Genomic DNA, 14,630 nt, shown 5'->3' on the forward strand with positions numbered 1-14,630 from the left:
AAATAGTTGACTCTGTTTATTGCTGGGGTTATAGTAACCCCACGTTGAGAAATAAAGCGAGGTACAGTGAATAGCAAGGATTTAATCAAACAGCTAGAAGAGGCGGGTTGGCAAGAAGTTAGAGTGAAAGGCAGTCATCATCACTTTAGGCATCCAAACCATACCAATCTCATTACCGTTCCCCACCCTAAGAAAGATTTAGGCAAAGGATTGGTAGCAAAAATACTGAAAGATGCGGGGCTTTAAGCCCCTATTTCCTTAACTCTATCACTGTTGTAAACACTCATTAGGAGAATAGCGATGTTATATCCAATCGCAATTGAAAAAGGCACAGAAACTGAAGCATTTGGCGTGGTGTTTCCTGATGTGCAAGGCTGTTATAGTGCCGGTGACTCATTCGAGCAAGCACTATTAAACGCTAAAGACGCACTAGAAACTCATTTAGAGTTATTAGCCGAAGACGGTATTTTACCGCCGCAATCAAGTAATATTAACGCTCACGTAAATAATCCTGAGTTTTCAGGCTGGGTATGGGCATTGGTTGATATTGATCTTGAACCCTACTTAGGCAAAGCAGGTAAAATTAACGTAACTTTGCCTAACTTATTAACTAAGCAAATTGATGATTTAGTTAAAGCACATCCGCAATACAAAAGCCGTTCAAACTTTTTACAGTTAGCGGCACAGCATGAAATACAAGGTATTTCAGCACGCTAAACTAAGGGCGCATTTAGCGCCCTTTTTACTGCCTGCCTATTAATGATTCACAAAACGTTGAATACTGCTTAGTTTGTTGCCTTGGGTTTCGACTATGTGAAGCAGTGATCGTAATTCTTGCTCTAGGCCAGTTACGTCTTTAACGGTTACTGGTGTGTTGCTGCGTTGGCACTGGCGCAATATGGTAAATAACTGGTTCATACGTAAGCGCCAGCCGCAATCAAACATGTCTCTAAACGGTATAAACATACTTAAGCGCATTTCGGGAAAATCTAATATTGGTAATTCGCTTAGGGTTGGCAAGGTGGCAAGCTCGGGTTCGTTGCGTTTGCTGTGGAGAAATACGCGGTTTACTTCTAATTGAAATTTAGGGCTGATCCAGCCTGCGTAAGAAATGGCTAATAGTTCGTGGGCGAATGTTCCGCCTCCACCGTTACCGCCTCTTTGCTTGTTGATTACATTTTGAGCTAAGCAAGAATCCTTGCTTAGCTCGTTAACAAGCTCATTTGCTGATTTAGTTGTAAGCCATATTGACGGGCGCTTGCTGTTTTCTTTCCCACTGGCTTTATGCAGTGCATTTAGGTTTACACGGTTGTAGTGATCAACTGGGATTAGGGTATTTGAAATAATAAGTTGGTTGTTCATAATAAGAACCTTTGTTTTGTATATGCATTTAAGCCACTCAAAAGTTCGAATTTTTGGGTGGCAAGCTAAAGCGAGGTTCGAACTACCGCAAACAAAGAAACGGCCCACCGAAGTGGCCTCACTCCAGCTCACCATAATATGGGTGTGCTAAAGCGTGCGCATTAAAAAACCAGCTAAAAAGCTGGTGACAATGCACCTTTGTTAATTGCGGGGTTCGAATCCCGGCACTGGATGAGCCAGTGCCCTTTTACTATAGCCCCGCACAAGGCGAATTGTCAATTAGGTTAGTTTTACCTCCTTCAATCGTTTTCTAATTTTTATTTTTATCTGTACCTACGGATTAGTTAATTCGTGGGTACACTTAAACGTAACTGTACCCGTCAATTAAGTAACTTACGGGTACATTTAAGCCATCATATCCAGTGCCCACCAATCGTTATCGCTGATTGCTGATGCGCTGTTGTTGTTTACTAACATTGCTAAGTCCCAATCGCCAATGGTGATCAGGCCGTTTTTAGGCTCACCATAATGAAATTCGCCTTGTTTATTGCGCGTTGCATTGAGGGTTTCGCGCCCTTCTAGCTCTGCATATTGATAAGCAAGGTCTACAAGTTCGCGGGCTTGTTGCCAGTGAACCTCTGTTACGTGCCAGCTACCCGATTTTTGGGCGAATGTTTTTGCTCGGTATTCAATATCGAGTTGCTTGTTTTGTTTTAATTGGGCGTTTTCGTCTAATACATGTAATTGGCCATCTTTGACTTGGTAAATATGGCCGTTTCTCGCGATCCTTTTCCCTGCAATTAGATCCTTTTTAACCTCTGTGATCTGTTTTTCATCACACCCCACCATATCGAGTATTAACTCGGCGCTAGAGCCCACGGCTATAGGCGTACAGTTATTACCACTAGACCAAGATAGGTCGGCTGCGCCGACGTTGGTGTTATCCTTAGCATTGAGTTTTTCGGCTGTGCCTTTGAGTTGCCTGGTCCATTCGATAAGGCGTGTTTTTAAGCTGGTTGCATCTGTTACGTTGTGCACGTTGTTAAACAAACGCGTAAGTACGGCTTTGTAATCAATATTGGTCACAACGCCTTTAATGCGGCGTACTACTTCGGCGTAGTCGTTGCCCATGGGGGTGGCTTCATACATTGATTTAAAGTTAGCAGCGCGGCCAATACACATGCCACCCTGTAGCTTTACGTAGTCTTTCCAGTTGGCAGTATCGGCAGCGTGGCGAATAGGCTCTATTACTTCATCTTTTACAGCGGTTCGCATACGGCGAAGCTCGCGGTAAACTGTAACGCTTGGCGAACCCTGAAACTGAAACTGGCGAATATTCCATGTACTAGCCCAAGCTAAAACAGGGTTAGCCTGCTCTTGCAGGTTTTCCCCTGTGTCAGCGTCAACATGGTCGCTAAGCATATAACCATCAATATTTTTACTGATGTATTTAGCAATATAACTGGCCGCACTGCCCTTGTTTTTATCTAGCTTTACAGCGTCAAAGCGTGGGCTAAACGTACGGTAAAATTTGGTAGGCGCTTTATGGTTTTTCGCCTTAATTTTTTTAGGTTCTCTGTTTTCAACTTTGGCTTTTTCGGCCTCTTCTTTATTACGCTGTATAGCTACTTCGTTGGCCTTTTTTTTAGCAAAACCCCACGCACTGCGCTTTTTTTTATACAGTTTAAATAAGTGGGTTTTCTCAGTATGAGCACGATATTTAACACAGGCCTCAACCGTTTTTATGTGTGTGCCGTGGGTGTTTATATCTACAAATTTGTTAAATACTTTTGCTCGAGTAAGCTCAGGGCCATAACGATCGTAAAGCTCGATTTTGTCTTCTTGAATAAAGTACCAACGCAAAATAGCGTTGATTTCTTGTAGTTTGTTTTTAGGCATAAATAACATCATATGCCAATGCGGGCAGCCGTCAGCATGGGGTTCTACCACACGTACACCAAAGTATTTAAGGTCACGGCGGTTTAATTTGGAGCGTGCACGTGCCCACGTAGTAGTTAAATAATTTTGGGCATCTTTAGGTGTTGAACCGTCCCATGTATTAGCATTAGCATGAAAACGCGCAGGGCAAGTAATAGTATAAAACATAGCAACATAGCCCATTTCATCGGCCAGTTCTTCGGTTTCACGTATTCGTAGCATTAATTCATTACGGCGGTTAGCGGGGTTTGCCATGCCGCTTTTTACAGCTTCAATTAGGTCAATTACATCGCCGTCACTGCTTTGCAGTTCCATCATTTCTAGGAACTGGCGGCCGCTGGCTTGGGCAAAGCTAAATTCACGCTGTGCTTGTTTTGACGAGTAAGGGCTAATGCCACGGCGTTTAGGTTTTTTACTGTTTTTATCGTGGTATAGGTCTTTACCCACTTGGCCTGTCGCAATTTCTAGCAACTCTAAAAACTGTTTACGCAGAGTTTTTAATTGCCGTGCCCACCACTTATCGCACTGCATTTTAAGCAACGCAATTTCAAAGCATTCTTGCGGTAAGTCATCTTCACGCATGCTATAAAATGGCACGTTCACACCAAACGACTTTGCATGATCGCTTACGGCTTCATACGTCACACGTACTAATTTTTCATAGCTTAAACGTTGGTGTTCTTCGCTTACATCAAGGGTAATTTGCACGCACTCCATAGCGAGTGTGCCTGCGTGTTTTTTAGTTTTTTCAATACTGCTTAAAATATGCCATGGCAATGGCATATTTTGAGTAATACTAAACAGCACACCAAAGCGTGGTTTTAACCTAGCAATAGTGCGGCGTAACCATGTATTTGCACGAAACTGGCTACCCGCCTTTTTTTGGTTATAGCGGTCTATGTATTTACGGGCCATACGACTCTGTAAAGGCACTGGCACATTTTGCAAGCCACGCGCTAAAAAGTTGTGGTCGTCTATATCGCTTATAGACGAAATTAAACCCTTAGCTATACCAGATAGTCTAAGGGCTTGTAGGTCGAGTGGTTTAGGGTTAGCCATTTATTCGGTTAACTCTATTAACGCAGGTTCTCCGTGAATTTGCGCGGCGTCTAATGCGGTTTGCATTTGGTCGTAAACTGGCGCGTATACATCATGTACATCAACAATCATTCTCACTATTGGCAAAAAGTCAGTTAGGCAGTTTTCACACTCCATAAGCATTGCAACTGTTGGACGTTTGTTTAAATTGCGAATAGTAAAATTAGCTTGGTCGATAGCGTGTTCAATGATATTTCTTACTAAGTTCTGTTTTTTAAATAGATCTTGGTCTTTGATAGTGGTCATTTTTAATATTCCTTTGGGGGTTTTATTGGTTGTTATTTAACAACGCCAAGTGCTGAAAAGATTGTTCGAAAGTCTGCGGTTCTATTGCCGAGGTAAGTAATAAAACAGCCTTTAGGTGCGCCTTTTTTTACATTACCTTGTGCATCATTAAAGTGTGTACGGCCATCAATAAAACAGCTTAAGCCTGCGTTTAATAACTTTTGGCACCATGCCTCTGAGCTATTAACAAAGGTGATGTTCATTGCTTCTTTAAAGTTACCTTGTGCATATTGGTCTAAGTAGTAATCAATCCAATCGCCGTTGCTGGCTATGTCTTCGGTAATACAATGGCCCCGATACTTGCTGTAATTCGGGTCGTTACATATTTTTTTAACGCATTTTGGCTTACATGCTATTTCACCTTTATTGAATGGGTGATTTAACCAAACAGTATTAGCTATCCAATTGCGTGTTAATGCATCGTCATCTTTAGTTAAGTAACACGTCGCTTTTACTGACTTGTTAGCAACCACACAACTTGCAGGGTCTAAATCAATAACGGGAAACATTTGGTGCACATACTTCAAAACTTTAGCGGGCGTGTAAAATTCAACATTGCCACTGTCTTGATTGATTAGTTGATCAGGTGTCATGGCTAATCCCTAATGTGCTTGTTCTGTTTTTTGAGTATTTTTAGCAATGCTAAAATCTCGCTTTTGTAAAAAACGGCTTGGTGTCATGGCATTAGCATCAACAAAGGCGGTTACTATTTCTTGAAGCTGCAAAATAGCTTGATGTATTTTAAGGCGCTTTTCACGGTCAAATTGGTGATAGCTCCTTTCTAAATCACTTTTAGATAGCCCTGCCGAATAACACACAATTACTTGCTGCGGTTTACTCAAGTGCTGATACACATATTCAGCGGTATGACGATCGCTATTAAATAGCCCTTTAATCTCAGTAAGCCCCTTTGGTGTTGGCTTTACATCAACAACTTTTAACTGAGTTTTTTCAGGCTGTTCGTTTATGTCTGTAATATCGCGTTTTTTTGCAATTTCTAATGCTGCATTTGCCATGGTTTTCTCCTAGTTGTTTACGCTTTGTTGGTGCTGCGTTCTAAATTTAATTAGCTCGTTTAAGCGATAATGATTAGCTTTGCCAAATTGAATCGATTTAGGAAAATCAGACAACTTCGACAAAATCCAAAACTTTTTACGCGCACATCCCAATACCTCGCATGCCTCAACGGTGCTAACTAGGCGGTCTTTTTGCTCTTCAAGCTCAGTGCGTAGTTGGTTGTTTTCTTGTAGTAGTGCAAACAGCACAGCTTTAGCATCTGGATGAATATCTAATAAAATAATTTGTTGTTCAGTGCTCATGCTGCATCTTCCTTTTTGCTTTTTTGATGATCGGCCAGTAAATCGTTTACCGATATTTCACCGTTAGTTAGTTCTGAAATACGTGGAATGTATTTCGCTGGGGCTTGACCGAATTTATTCATCCAATCCCACACAGAAGCTTGTTTTACACCTAAGGCGTTGCCTAATTTGGTTTGCCCACCATAGATTTTTACAGCTTTAGTGATGTTATTCATAGTTCAACACCTTAAATTACAGTTTGTAGCTGTATTAAAGTACAGTTTATGGGTGGTTGTCAATACCCTTTTTAACTGTAAAATAGTTAAAAGCTGTAATTTAACTGTATTTTTAAACTTTAAATATGTTGATTTGAATGATAAAGGACTACTCATGAGCATCGGAAATAGAATAAAAGAAAGACGTAAAGAGCTTAAACTTACTCAAGTTAAGCTCTCTGAAATGATAGGCATTGCACAACAGTCACTACAAAAAATCGAAAATGGAACCACTAAAAATCCGCGCAATATTCAGGCATTAGCTGAAGCTTTAGAGTGTCCCCCTGAGTTTTTACAGTTTGGCATTGGTGACAGCAAAGATATCAACAGTAATGTATTACCAGGGCCAACAATCAAAGCCACCGCCCCACTTATCAGCTGGGTACAAGCTGGCGCTTGGTCAGAAATAAGTGAAATTAAAGCTTATGACGCAGAACGTTTTATGTGCCCTGTTAATTGCAGTGACCTAACCTTTGTTTTAAAGGTGCAAGGTATTAGCATGGAGCCAAAGTTTGATGAGGGTGATTTAATTTTTGTAGACCCTGAAGCCGAGTGCATTCACGGTTCGTACGTAGTAGCCCGCCTAGACGACGACAACCAAGCCACTTTTAAACAGCTAATTATCGAAAATGGTCACAAGTTCCTAAAAGCCGCCAACCCCAACTGGCCAGAGCAACTAATACCGATTAATGGTAATTGTACGTTGGTGGGGAAGGTTATATTTACGGGTAAGTCGCTTTGAAAGCGTCAATGATTCAACAAGGGGCATGATTGCAACGCCAAGAAACAACAGTTATACTTAGGATATCTATTGACACATTCGTCAATTCAACAAATTAAACTATAACGGAACTTTGATGAGCGGAAATAACGACGACTCTCCAGCTACTCGTGGACAATTTGTTACTTTTGAATTTATTGCTAGTATAGTTTTCGCGATCACAATCGCGATTTCAGCGTGGACATGGAACAACCGTGTTGCGAATGTTGACAACCGTTTCACTCAACTAGACCAGCGTTTTGAAAAACTAGATACTAAATTAGATGCCTTGATTCTATCTGTTAATACAATTCAAAATACAGTAGCGACTAAAGACGATTTATTAAAACTATCTAATCGTGTTACTCAAAACGAGAAAGACGTTGCGCGTATGGACTTTCGTGTAAATCATATTGAAAAGAAAACACCCTGATATTTACGGATTACGAAAAAGGCCGCTAATTTAGCGGCCTTTTTATTTTAGGTATTTATTAATGAACGGGATAGCTTAGTTAATCTGTCTAAGCTACCCCCATTGATTAGTAACTCTAAAAATTCCATTTGGTTACATTGATAGCGTTGTTTGTAAATGTACTTTTTATTTATGAGTTCAAACAAGTCAAACACCACGCTACCAAGATACATTTCGCTTTTATCTCCGTCCCAGCCCATTTGATCACCAAACTGTACTTGGATTGTGATATTACTATTTTTGGAAGGGAAGTTATCACCCATTTTAAACTTTAAAATAGGCCCTTGAGTCCAAACCATATAGCCCTTTTTATCTTTTTTACGCTCTTCGTATTTTATATCAAGCGCATCTCTGAACGTGTAAGGCACACTAAAATACCAGTTCTCGTTATTTAGCGTTCCTTGACTTATTGCAGAGTTGTAATAAACGCTAGGATAAGCGGCCAACTCCCTTTTTATTTTGTTTTTATCACCACTAGGCCACATTGTTTTTAAGTGTTTTAGCATTGCGCTTTCTAAAAATTTAAATTCTATACTCTGGTTTCCTAGTAACTCTTTGCACCATGTAAACAAACGATCGGCTGCGGTATTTAAATGGCTATACGATATTGCTGATTTCTTTCTCTTATAACGAACCACCCAATTTTTAGTACGCTTTATTATGACTTCTTTAAAGTCACCTGTTAGTTCATCAATCTCTAGCTCTGTTCTGTATTCTTCAAAACATACTTGTAGCTCTGGTAATTTTTTAGGGTTGCCGTTTTTAAAACGTTCGTAAATTGATAGATCTTTTGTGCTTTCGGTCAAATCAATTAACCATTGCTCGACAGGGAAATGTGGTGCTATCGCATTTTTTATGTCTAACAATGTTTGCTGTGGCTCTACTTTTGGTGGCTGATTAACCTCTGACGATCTATCTTTTGTTAGTTCGCCATTCTCAGCCATGACTTGTATTCGTTCAATTAGGAATGTTTTTAAAGCGTTGGTTGTATAGCACTTGGCTCGTACCTTATTGCCTTTAATACTTATAGGTCCTAAAACACGAGACTGGCCACTCATGCTACCACCATTGTAGATTACGTTTATTTTTTGTTTGGTATCAATTGCGTTTTGAATTTGTTGTTCTGCGTCCATGATCTTCCCTTTTCATTGAAGATCATAGATTAAGTTACTGTTCAGTTTTTAACAAGCTGAGGATTTATACAGGCAATGCTACACTGCGATGGAATTAGTTGATTGATTAGGCGGGTTAAACATGGGATAGCCACTCATCCTTACTTGCCGCATTTCTAGGGATAACAATACATCTATCAAAGTCTATGTATTCTAGCTTTCTTGCAAATGCATATGAGACACACATAACTAAAATAATCCCTGCTGAATCTATATTTTTAGCTGTAACTTGACTATAAAGATTTACTTTCACTCCGCTTACTTTCATAAACCTATTTTTTAGAAACAACCTATTATTCTCATGCCCTAAAAAATTAAAGAACGAAATTGCTAGTAAACTAAAGTCATTTATAACAATATTAAGCTCATATCCATTGTTTTTCGAGTATTGAACTGTTTCAATAAATCGATGCTTAATTACCTCGTCAAAATCATCATATGCTTCTGTAATATATAGTTTCACAGTATTCTCTTTTTTGAAATTTTAATAATTATTACACTTAGTCGTTATACGATTAATGTTTTACCCTCTATATTCAAAAAATACTTTCGTATACTCATTCAGAATGCATAGAACTAGCATAATGCTAGAGTAAACTACAACCTACATTAGCTTTAAAAAAGGCTCTCCTTTTACAATAACTTTTGTTTTATCTAATTTATTAAGCTCATTCGAATTGATATTTAATAAGTTAGCTTCAACTTCAAATACGGCTTTTTGATTTTGCTTATCAACACTCAACACTTTAACTTTAGCGAATGTCTCTGCCTGCTCTGAACGAACAAGCGCTTCACCATCAACATCACCAAACACAGAAAAGTTAGGGTTGTTCTTTGATTTTGATACAAGCTCAACACCCTGCTTTATATCTTTCTTTTTTATCGCAAATGCATGAAAGTCGTTATCATTTTTACCAAACGAAACAACGGCAGACTCATCTGGGCCAGGTAACAAATTGAATGTATCAACGCTTATATAAAGTATCTTCTGTTGAAAATTATAAATATGAGAATAAATTATCAAAGCTATAAATATTATGGAGATAATTATTTTCATGGGAATGCGCTCTACTGATATTATTTATAGCTTTGACCGTTACAACTGCAATATTTGACAGATATTAACGACGATTAAGAGCTAAGTGATTTTTGTTAGAAAATACTTGTAATCGCCAACCTCTTTTACGTTAGCATTAATTTTTTCAAAAACTTTGAGCCAAAAATTTATAGACTTTTCATTTGCTTCTAACCAAACCTCATTCTTTGCCTCAAAAATAAATCCAAATACTTCCAAAGCAGCATTTCTAGAAAAAACACTACCTCTATATTCTTTTGGAACAAAAAAACGTCCTAGTTCACAAGACTCAATATCATCATTAGCTGTTATGAAATAAGCGACGTCTTCTGATACCTCATCCTTTACCTGATAATAGCCATGATTAATCCATTCAAAACCAGTGTTTATTTCACCAGTTTTGCTGAATTCATTTTCTAATATTGCTTTCTCACACTCTTCTATTTTTAACATTTTAACTCCTTGTTTTAGTATTCCGATATAGCTTGCATCAGTTTCAAAGTATAGACTGATAGATGCTTTCTATATATCAATTTTTATTCAGTTCAAATGCTATTGAATCATCAATCAGCTGGCAATATAACTCGTAGGCTTCGGCCTGTTCTTTTATCCAATCATGTTTGTTGTATACGGCCATTACTCCGCGCATTGTATGGCCTAACATTTTTTCGGTTACATGCGGTGCTACACCATTTTCACTAAGCAATGTTGATAACGAGCGACGAGCATCGTGAGGTAGAAACTTGGGCGTTTTGTATTTTTCAAATAGGTGATCCCACATGCGGCAACAATAGCGATTAATACTGTGGGTGGTCATTGCTTTGTGTGGATTACTACCTGGTATTAAGTAACCTTTTCGCCCATAAACCATTGCTAGTGTGTCTAGTATACTTTTCATCTTCGCTGAAATTGGCCTGCGGATAGCTTTATTTGTTTTCGAGTTTTCTGGTGGTACTGTCCAAATATTGTTGTCAAAGTCAAAATGCTCCCACTTAGCTAAACGAACCTCTGATTGCCTTGCCCCTGTTATATAAATTAGCTGAAGGCATGCTTTAGTTGCTGGTGTGGCTTTTGAGCTTTCTATTTGTATCCAAAGCTTTGCAATTTCATCAAAGCGCATAACTCGCTGGCCAACTGATGCTTGTTCACCGATATCATTTACATTTAATGTAAGCACAGGGTTAAATGGTTTTACTTCCCCTCGCTTTTCAGCCCAACCAATAATCGACTTAATACGTACTAGTATAGTACCGGCTGTTTTAGCACTACCTTGTGCTTTCACTTCATCAAAGTAAGTTATCCAATCTTTAATGGTCATTAAATCAAGTGGCATATTTTTATCATTAAGTATAGGTACAATCCATTTGCTGACTTGGTTTGTGTATAAAGTTTGCGTTTTTTCTTTTAGGTCGGGTACTTTTTTATCTAGCCACTTTGCAGCAACTTCTGCCATTGTGGGCAAGCCCTTGGCATTGTTACGCATAAGCTTAAGTTCTAGGCGTGGATCTTTATCTTGGCTTAACCAATTTTGAAACAGCGGTATATAGTTTTGTGCTTCTTTGATGCTAAGCCCTGGATAACGCCCTAGCGTGATAATTACCTGCTTAGCATCAACACGGCAGCGGTATTGCCAAGTGATAGTCCCCTTAGCAGATACCCTTACACTTAAACTATCTCTATGCGATAATACACACGGTGTTTGATTTTTACCTAGCAGCTTTCTTAATTTGGTGTCACTGATCGCCATTTAATTTTTTATACACAGTTAGCAAAAAATTTATACACGATACTATACACACAATGCGCCAATTACAAGAAACTCGAAAATACAAAAAGAAACTAAGTAGCGCTAATAACCCGTAAATATAAAGGGCTAAGACATAGAATGAATAATGAAAGCTATCAAGAGAATCAAGCAACAATCTATTGGCACGACTACGAGACTTGGGGGGCGAGCCCTCAAAAAGATAAGCCGAGCCAGTTTGCGGGTATTCGTACCGATCTTGATTTAAATATTATTGGCGAGCCGCTTATTGAATATTGCAAGCCGCAAGCGGATTACTTGCCTCACCCTGAGGCGTGCTTAATTACGGGTATTACGCCACAAGTAGCGATGAAAAAAGGCTTAGTTGAAGCTGAGTTTATAGCAAAAATTCATGCTGAGTTTAGTGTGCCAAACACCTGTGTTGCCGGTTATAACAGTATTCGGTTTGATGACGAAGTAAGCCGTTATAGCTTTTACCGTAATTTTTACGACCCATACGAGCGCGAATACAAAAATAATAATAGTCGCTGGGATATTATTGATTTAGTACGTGCTTGTTACGCGCTGCGCCCTGAAGGCATTGAATGGCCGTTAAAAGAAGACGGCAGCCCAAGCTTTAAGCTAGAACATTTAACGGTAGCTAATGGTATTGAACACGCCGCTGCGCATGATGCACTAAGCGATGTAACCGCCACTATTGCACTGGCTAAGCTAATAAAAGAAAAACAGCCAAAGCTGTATAACTTCTTTTTTGGGCTGCGTAATAAAAAAGCTCTTGCTGAATTGGTTGATGTATTTAACATGACGCCGCTGGTGCATACCACATCGCGCATACCTGCAACACAAGGCTGTACAAGCTGGGTTGCACCAATGAGCTTTCATCCGGTAAATAAAAACGCGGTTATTTGTTTTGATTTAACTCAAAACCCGCAAGTACTCATTGATTTAAACATAGAAGAGTTACGCAAACGTTTATACACCAAACGTGTTGATTTAGCCGAGGGTGAATTACCTGTTGGCTTAAAATTAGTGCATTTAAACAAGTGCCCTATTTTAGCCCCAGCTAAAACGTTATTGCCTGAAAACGCCGCCCGCCTTGGGATTAACCGCGAGCAGTGCTTAACTAACTTAGCTATTTTAAAAGCCAATACCGACCTTCGCGATAAAGTAACGGAAGTGTTTAACGAGCAAGGTGATTACAGCGCAACAACTAACGTTGACTACTTACTTTACGATGGGTTTACAAGCCATGCCGACAAGGCTAAGTTTGCGATTATTCGTGATGCAAAACCAGATGAATTGGCTGGGTTGAAGTTAGACTTTGAAGATAAAAAGTTTAATACATTGTTGTTTAGATACCGCGCCCGTAACTGGCCTGAAACGCTAAACCAGCAAGAACTTGATCAATGGCGCCAGTATTGCCAAAACAAGTTAATGCATGGGGAAGATCAACCATCGATTAACGCGCAAGATTTTATGATCACCCTTGAAAACCTAGCGCATGAACATGACGACAGCGAAAAAAATCTTACAATTTTAAAGGCACTGTATAACTACGCACAAAGCATGTAATTCGGTGTAGACGTAGAGCTTGCTCACGTGAAAAGCGCAGCTTTTAATATCTTTATCATTTTAAAAACTACGTTTTTATACGCAAGCAAGCTTCGCGTCTACAAGTAAAAATCACAGCTACACTTTGGCGGTAGACGTCGAGCTTGCTCACGTGAAAAGCGTAGCTTTTAATATCTTTACCATTTTAAAAACTCTGTTTTTATACGCAAGCAAGCTTCGCGTCTACAAGTAAAACTCACCGCTGCACTTTGGCGGTAAGAGTCGAGCTTGCTCACGTGAAAAGCGCAGCTTTTAATACCTTTATCATTTTAAAAACTATGTTTTTATACGCAAGCAAGCTTCGCGTCTACAAGTAAAAATCGCAGCTACACTTTGGCAGTAGACGTAGAGCTTGCTCACGTGAAAAGCGTAGCTTTTAATATCTTTTTCATTTTAAAAACTGTGTTTTTTATACGCAAGCAAGCTTTGCGTCTACAAGTAAAAATCACAGCTACACTTTGGCAGTAAGAGTCGAGCCTGCTCACTTAAAAAGTGCAGCTTTTAATATATTTACCATTTTAAAAACTCCGTTTTTATACGCAAGCAAGCTTCGCGTCTACAGCGTTACTTTTTATGCAGTGCTTCAATGCGTGCTAGTAAGCTTGAGGTGTCGTATCTGCCGCCACCAAGTGCTTGTACGTCGGCGTAGTATTGATCGACCGTTGCGGTCATTGGTAAAGTCGCGCCGTTGTTTTTAGCTTCATCAAGTGCAATGCCTAAATCTTTACGCATCCAATCTACGGCAAAACCAAACTCGTATTCACCCGCCCACATTGTTTTGTAGCGGTTTTCCATTTGCCACGAACCGGCTGCGCCTTTAGATATTGTTTCTATTACTTTTTCACCATCAAGCCCAGCTTGCTTGGCAAAATGTAAGCCTTCGGCTAAACCTTGCACTGCGCCAGCAATACATATTTGATTAACCATTTTACAAAGTTGTCCCGAGCCAACGCCGCCTAACAGTTGGCTAAAACGACTAAACGCCACCATAACTGGCTGCACTTTAGCAAATACGGCTTCACTGCCACCTGCCATAACCGTTAATACGCCATTTTCGGCGCCAGCTTGTCCGCCCGAAACTGGCGCATCTATAAAGTCGACATTTTGTAGTTCAGCTTTTGCAGCTACTTCGCGGGCTACTTCAGCAGAGGTTGTGGTGTGATCAACCAAAACAGTGTGCGGCAACATGCCCGCTAACACGCCGTCGTTGCCATACACTACTGAGCGTAAGTCGTCATCGTTACCAACACACATAAATACGATGTCGGCATTGTTGGCAGCTTCGCGCGGGGTTGGTGCAAAGCTTCCTGAGTGTTCTGCAGTCCACGCTTGTGCTTTAGCTTGAGTGCGGTTATAAACGCATACGCTGTGCCCTGCTTTTGCTAAATGCCCCGCCATTGGGTAACCCATTACGCCTAAACCTATAAATGCGACTTTCATTGACATAAAAATGACCTATTTAACTGATAACTTAGAAACTAGGCTTAGATTATGTCAACCGGCTGATAAAAAAGCGAAT

18 protein-coding genes are annotated in these 14,630 nt (G+C 39.8%); 5 read left to right on the top strand and 13 right to left on the bottom strand.

Features of this window, described 5'->3' with window-relative positions; genetic code table 11:
* The first annotated feature begins 66 nt into the window (after positions 1-66).
* Both D172_RS10640 and D172_RS10645 read left to right on the top strand, forming a co-directional pair.
* On the top strand, positions 67-246 hold the full coding sequence (locus D172_RS10640; RefSeq protein WP_007378159.1) for a type II toxin-antitoxin system HicA family toxin: 180 nt from the start codon (positions 67-69) through the stop codon (positions 244-246).
* A 54-nt stretch (positions 247-300) separates the two neighbouring features.
* Positions 301-717: a type II toxin-antitoxin system HicB family antitoxin gene (locus tag D172_RS10645; protein WP_007378160.1), complete on the top strand. Its 417-nt coding sequence runs from the start codon at positions 301-303 to the stop codon at positions 715-717.
* A 39-nt stretch (positions 718-756) separates the two neighbouring features.
* Here the strand turns inward: D172_RS10645 and D172_RS10650 are convergent, their stop codons facing one another.
* The 7 genes from D172_RS10650 to D172_RS10680 all read right to left on the bottom strand — a co-directional run bounded on the left by D172_RS10650 (position 757) and on the right by D172_RS10680 (position 6,217).
* Positions 757-1,362, bottom strand: a complete 606-nt coding sequence (locus tag D172_RS10650; RefSeq protein WP_007378161.1) for a KilA-N domain-containing protein — start codon at positions 1,360-1,362, stop codon at positions 757-759.
* 405 nt (positions 1,363-1,767) lie between these two features.
* Entirely contained in the window at positions 1,768-4,359 is a 2,592-nt protein-coding gene (locus D172_RS10655) for a replication endonuclease (RefSeq protein WP_007378162.1), read from the bottom strand.
* Positions 4,360-4,644, bottom strand: a complete 285-nt coding sequence (locus D172_RS10660; protein WP_007378163.1) for a hypothetical protein — start codon at positions 4,642-4,644, stop codon at positions 4,360-4,362.
* Between the two features lie 32 nt (positions 4,645-4,676).
* Positions 4,677-5,276 (bottom strand): DNA N-6-adenine-methyltransferase, encoded by a 600-nt coding sequence (locus D172_RS10665; RefSeq protein ID WP_007378164.1) that lies wholly within the window; start codon positions 5,274-5,276, stop codon positions 4,677-4,679.
* A gap of 9 nt (positions 5,277-5,285) precedes the next feature.
* Positions 5,286-5,699, bottom strand: a complete 414-nt coding sequence (locus tag D172_RS10670) for a hypothetical protein (RefSeq protein ID WP_007378165.1) — start codon at positions 5,697-5,699, stop codon at positions 5,286-5,288.
* A gap of 9 nt (positions 5,700-5,708) precedes the next feature.
* Positions 5,709-6,002 carry a helix-turn-helix transcriptional regulator gene (locus tag D172_RS10675; RefSeq protein WP_007378166.1) on the bottom strand — a complete coding sequence of 98 codons (294 nt, stop codon included), beginning with the start codon at positions 6,000-6,002 and terminating at the stop codon, positions 5,709-5,711.
* Complete coding sequence (locus D172_RS10680) at positions 5,999-6,217, bottom strand: YdaS family helix-turn-helix protein (RefSeq protein WP_007378167.1); 219 nt, start codon at positions 6,215-6,217, stop codon at positions 5,999-6,001. The genes D172_RS10675 and D172_RS10680 overlap by 4 nt, the downstream gene beginning before the upstream one ends.
* 154 nt (positions 6,218-6,371) lie before the next feature.
* On the opposite strand from D172_RS10680, the gene D172_RS21275 reads away from it, so the two are divergent.
* Positions 6,372-6,998, top strand: coding sequence for a LexA family protein (locus tag D172_RS21275; protein ID WP_007378168.1), 627 nt, complete (start codon positions 6,372-6,374; stop codon positions 6,996-6,998).
* 115 nt (positions 6,999-7,113) lie between these two features.
* Positions 7,114-7,449 carry a hypothetical protein gene (locus D172_RS10690; RefSeq protein WP_007378169.1) on the top strand — a complete coding sequence of 112 codons (336 nt, stop codon included), beginning with the start codon at positions 7,114-7,116 and terminating at the stop codon, positions 7,447-7,449.
* A 47-nt stretch (positions 7,450-7,496) separates the two neighbouring features.
* Here the strand turns inward: D172_RS10690 and D172_RS10695 are convergent, their stop codons facing one another.
* The 5 genes from D172_RS10695 to D172_RS10715 all read right to left on the bottom strand — a co-directional run bounded on the left by D172_RS10695 (position 7,497) and on the right by D172_RS10715 (position 11,482).
* On the bottom strand, positions 7,497-8,621 hold the full coding sequence (locus D172_RS10695) for a hypothetical protein (protein ID WP_008135665.1): 1,125 nt from the start codon (positions 8,619-8,621) through the stop codon (positions 7,497-7,499).
* Positions 8,622-8,736: 115 nt separating this feature from the next.
* Positions 8,737-9,123 (bottom strand): hypothetical protein, encoded by a 387-nt coding sequence (locus D172_RS10700; RefSeq protein WP_008135667.1) that lies wholly within the window; start codon positions 9,121-9,123, stop codon positions 8,737-8,739.
* A gap of 141 nt (positions 9,124-9,264) precedes the next feature.
* A complete protein-coding gene (locus D172_RS10705) occupies positions 9,265-9,717 on the bottom strand; it encodes a hypothetical protein (RefSeq protein ID WP_232224832.1) in 453 nt (150 codons plus the stop codon).
* An 81-nt stretch (positions 9,718-9,798) separates the two neighbouring features.
* Positions 9,799-10,188 carry a hypothetical protein gene (locus D172_RS10710; RefSeq protein WP_007378172.1) on the bottom strand — a complete coding sequence of 130 codons (390 nt, stop codon included), beginning with the start codon at positions 10,186-10,188 and terminating at the stop codon, positions 9,799-9,801.
* Between the two features lie 76 nt (positions 10,189-10,264).
* Positions 10,265-11,482, bottom strand: coding sequence for a tyrosine-type recombinase/integrase (locus D172_RS10715; RefSeq protein ID WP_007378173.1), 1,218 nt, complete (start codon positions 11,480-11,482; stop codon positions 10,265-10,267).
* A 138-nt stretch (positions 11,483-11,620) separates the two neighbouring features.
* On the opposite strand from D172_RS10715, the gene sbcB reads away from it, so the two are divergent.
* Entirely contained in the window at positions 11,621-13,072 is a 1,452-nt protein-coding gene (sbcB, locus tag D172_RS10720) for an exodeoxyribonuclease I (RefSeq protein WP_007378174.1), read from the top strand.
* A gap of 603 nt (positions 13,073-13,675) precedes the next feature.
* Here the strand turns inward: sbcB and D172_RS10725 are convergent.
* On the bottom strand, positions 13,676-14,557 hold the full coding sequence (locus D172_RS10725; protein WP_007375797.1) for an NAD(P)-dependent oxidoreductase: 882 nt from the start codon (positions 14,555-14,557) through the stop codon (positions 13,676-13,678).
* Positions 14,558-14,630: the final 73 nt, after the last annotated feature.

This window comes from Pseudoalteromonas sp. Bsw20308 (assembly GCF_000310105.2).
In the GTDB taxonomy this organism is placed as follows: Bacteria; Pseudomonadota; Gammaproteobacteria; order Enterobacterales; family Alteromonadaceae; genus Pseudoalteromonas; species Pseudoalteromonas fuliginea.

Coding starts and splice junctions, on each gene's coding strand:
- D172_RS10660 (WP_007378163.1), bottom strand. CDS start 4,644: ATGACCACTATCAAAGACCAAGATCTATTTAAAAAACAGAACTTAGTA.
- D172_RS10715 (WP_007378173.1), bottom strand. CDS start 11,482: ATGGCGATCAGTGACACCAAATTAAGAAAGCTGCTAGGTAAAAATCAA.
- D172_RS10690 (WP_007378169.1), top strand. CDS start 7,114: ATGAGCGGAAATAACGACGACTCTCCAGCTACTCGTGGACAATTTGTT.
- D172_RS10680 (WP_007378167.1), bottom strand. CDS start 6,217: ATGAATAACATCACTAAAGCTGTAAAAATCTATGGTGGGCAAACCAAA.
- D172_RS10675 (WP_007378166.1), bottom strand. CDS start 6,002: ATGAGCACTGAACAACAAATTATTTTATTAGATATTCATCCAGATGCT.
- D172_RS21275 (WP_007378168.1), top strand. CDS start 6,372: ATGAGCATCGGAAATAGAATAAAAGAAAGACGTAAAGAGCTTAAACTT.
- D172_RS10655 (WP_007378162.1), bottom strand. CDS start 4,359: ATGGCTAACCCTAAACCACTCGACCTACAAGCCCTTAGACTATCTGGT.
- D172_RS10665 (WP_007378164.1), bottom strand. CDS start 5,276: ATGACACCTGATCAACTAATCAATCAAGACAGTGGCAATGTTGAATTT.
- D172_RS10670 (WP_007378165.1), bottom strand. CDS start 5,699: ATGGCAAATGCAGCATTAGAAATTGCAAAAAAACGCGATATTACAGAC.
- D172_RS10725 (WP_007375797.1), bottom strand. CDS start 14,557: ATGTCAATGAAAGTCGCATTTATAGGTTTAGGCGTAATGGGTTACCCA.
- D172_RS10705 (WP_232224832.1), bottom strand. CDS start 9,717: ATGAAAATAATTATCTCCATAATATTTATAGCTTTGATAATTTATTCT.
- D172_RS10650 (WP_007378161.1), bottom strand. CDS start 1,362: ATGAACAACCAACTTATTATTTCAAATACCCTAATCCCAGTTGATCAC.
- D172_RS10710 (WP_007378172.1), bottom strand. CDS start 10,188: ATGTTAAAAATAGAAGAGTGTGAGAAAGCAATATTAGAAAATGAATTC.
- D172_RS10695 (WP_008135665.1), bottom strand. CDS start 8,621: ATGGACGCAGAACAACAAATTCAAAACGCAATTGATACCAAACAAAAA.
- D172_RS10645 (WP_007378160.1), top strand. CDS start 301: ATGTTATATCCAATCGCAATTGAAAAAGGCACAGAAACTGAAGCATTT.
- sbcB (WP_007378174.1), top strand. CDS start 11,621: ATGAATAATGAAAGCTATCAAGAGAATCAAGCAACAATCTATTGGCAC.